The 3,127-nt window shown below is 67.1% G+C and carries 1 protein-coding gene; it reads left to right on the forward strand.

All coding sequences use genetic code 11. The features are described from left to right. Positions 1–1,314: 1,314 nt before the first annotated feature. A complete protein-coding gene (locus ACRDPS_RS03025) occupies positions 1,315–3,042 on the forward strand; it encodes a substrate-binding and vWA domain-containing protein (protein ID WP_431500137.1) in 1,728 nt (575 codons plus the stop codon). Positions 3,043–3,127: the final 85 nt, after the last annotated feature.

Consider the following 3,127-nt stretch of genomic DNA (forward strand, 5'->3'; position numbering starts at 1 on the left):
GTGACCAGGTGACCTACTACGACGAGTCGCACCTCACCGAGTCCTGGGTCCGCCATGTCACGCCGCGCCTCGGCAGGATCCTGGGTCCGCTCGTCTAACTGGGACACGCGTTCCAGGGTTTGCCTTCACGTGCACCTTTGTGGCTTAATTGTGACCAGACGTTGCAAAACGTTTCATGCACAGCCCTGGACCCGTGGGGGAGTCCGGGGCTGTTGCTATTTCCGGACCCTCCAGGCGAGCGGATCGCCGGGTCGTTGCAAGACTCGCGAACATTTCGGCGTCGTACAGAAAGATTTGTCACTAGACTTCCGCCCGACCAAACGGTGCGCGGGAGGGACTCGGATGCCGCAGCACGATGATGCCAGGCGTTCAACGATCGGTGTGGCCGCCGGCGGTGTGCCTGCCGCTATTTGCGCTGTCCTTGCGACAGGTGTGCTCGGCGATGCCACTCTGGGCAAGGTGGCCGCCGCTGTTGCGTTCACGGCCTTGGGTTGCTTGGTCGGCCTAGCCCTGACCTGGTGGATCACTCTGCCACCCAAGTACGAGATGCCTCCGCCGCTACGGGCAACTGCATCTGTGCGCCGAGACGACGGATCAGTTGTCGGATACGCCTTTGCGGCGACTGGGTCTTTGGTCGTCACCGCACCAGGAGTGGTGAACCGCGCGCTCGGCCGAGACGAGGGCACCAAGACACCACCGCCGTCCGACTCGATGACCTGCCTGTGGGAGATCGCGCCAGGCAGCCCGGTGGACGTCCAGATTGCGCAGTGGAACGTCGAGGAGGACGCGGGAGAGGGTCCGATCTCACCTGCAGGCTATGCAGTCCTTCGTTTGGCGCCCGGACACGTACTTCCCAAGGCCGTCAGACCTGTAGTGCTGGCGAACCCGATGGTCCAGTGGAATGTGGACGCAGTCGGGTGGGTCCACGGTGGTTCGTGCAGTCTCAGCGGACAGGTCCACGAGCGCCAAGCTGGCGGAGCGTACTGGAACGGGTTGGCCCTGACGCCGCCTGGCGGTGACCTGCTCGGCGCACCACTGGTGCGGAAGTCGGATGGCAAAGTCATCGGGATGGTGGTGGGCCATCGAGGCGAGCGGTTCTGGTTTCGCCACCTCGAGAACGCAGACCTTCCGAACGATCATGGGCAGGCAGCGCTAGGTGCTGACGGTGCCCCCGCTGGTTCTGTGGTCGCGCCCGGTGCGGCTGTGTTGCCCTCGCGCAGAGTCCGACTCCTGGGCGGAGTGCTCGTGGCAGTTGCGTTGGTCGCGACCCTCCTGGCGTGTCTCCCAGGATCACCTCGGACGGCTACCGAGTGCGTGGGAAAGGCGACGGCGCTGAGCGTCGTGGTCAGCACGGAGAAGGACGGCCTCATCGAGGAGATGGCTGCGGACTTCAACGACGAGTACCGCGGCGAGGATGGCGGCTGCGCTGAGGTCGAGGTGTTCGGTGTCAACTCGGGCGAGGCGGCCGAGGCGATCGCCGACGGGTGGGTCGCACCGCCGGACGACCGGCTGGAGTGCAAGGTGGATGACCCCGAGGACTGCGAGGTCGTCGGGGCGCGCAAGCCGGACCTCTGGCTGCCGACCGAGTCGGTCTGGCCGAAGCTGCTAGCCGCCGGCGAGCTCGGGGAGGACGGCGCCGGCGAGCTGGCCGAGAATGACGGCGAGTGGACCTCGGTCGCCTCCTCTGTCCTGACGATCCTGATGCCCGAGGCGAGGCGGGAGAAGCTCTCCGGCTCGCCCGACTGGGACGAGCTGCTCACCAAGGCCGCTGGTGGCGAGCTGTCGATCGCGATCGACGACCCGATCGGCTCGACCTCGGGGATGGCGACCTCGGTCGCCCTCAACGAGGCGCTGGTCGCCGACCACAACGAGGAGGACGCGGTCGGCCTGCTGCGTGACGCGATCGCCTCGGTGCCCGACGAGCTGGCCGGCGAGGACATCACCCGCCTGATGAACCGCGTCTACCAGAACCCGGACCTGCTCGCTCAGATGGACGCCGTGGTGGCCCAGGAGCAGACCGCCTATCTCTACAACTGCCAGGACCCGCTCGGTTCCGACGACTTCTCCTGCCGCGACCCGGTGACCGACGAGGACCGCCGGATGGTCGCGGTGAGCCCGGACGACACGATCTACGCGTTCGACCACCCCGCGGTCCCGATGGCCTCGCTCGACTCCGACGACGCCAAGCGGGCCGCTTCGGAGGCCTTCGTCGAGCATCTGAGGACGAGGAAGGCGCAGCAGGAATTCCGCGCCTGGGGCTTCCGCGCCGCCGGTGAGCCGGAGAAGGTCACCGATGAGCTCCAGGACGTGGTCGATGCCGACGACGTCGAGTCCGTGACCCCGTGGCCGGAACCGAAGACGGTCAACCAGTGGCGGCACCAGTGGCAGAACGTACGCCTTCCCGTACGCGTGCTGCTCTCCGTCGACACCTCGGGCTCGATGGAGCAGATCAACGGTCAGGACCGCCGGGTCCGTCTCGACGGGTTCACCGACGCCTGCACCGACGAGAAGACCGACAACCCGACGTACCTCCAGGTCGCGAAGAGCGCGGCCCTCAACGCCATCGGGGAGCTCAAGGACGGTCGCGACTCGGTGGGCCTGGACTGGTTCCCGCTCGCCGGAAAGGACACCTCGACCGAGATCAAGCCGCTGAGCGGCGCGACCCGTGCGCAGCTCAAGCGCGAGATCTGTGAGCTGACGGCCTTCGGCGAGACACCGTTGTACGACGCGATCCGCGACGGAAGCGCCTCGGTCGACGCCTCCGAGACCGAGGTCTCGGACCGTACGGTGATCGTCCTCCTCTCCGATGGCGGCCAGAACCCGCCGCAGAGCCTCGACGCACTGATGGAGGAGATTGGCGGTGAAGGCGCGGTCCCGGTCATCGCCGTCGGGATCGGCGACCAGGCACCCATCGATGTGCTCGGCAGGCTGACCGAGGAGACCGGGGGAGCGCTGCGCAACCTGAGCGAGCCCGCGGACGTGGCCAATCTCGACCGCGTCCTGGTCGACGTCTTCCAGGGGCTCGCCGGGAAGGTCTCTTGACGAGCCCGCCGCTTGGCGCCTTCTCAGCCTCTCCTGGGAGGATGGGCGGGTGAATGAGCAGCGACCACGCGATGTGGCGATCCTC

Origin of the sequence: Nocardioides sp. (genome assembly GCF_050699375.1) — a bacterium.
In the GTDB taxonomy this organism is placed as follows: domain Bacteria; phylum Actinomycetota; class Actinomycetes; order Propionibacteriales; family Nocardioidaceae; genus Nocardioides.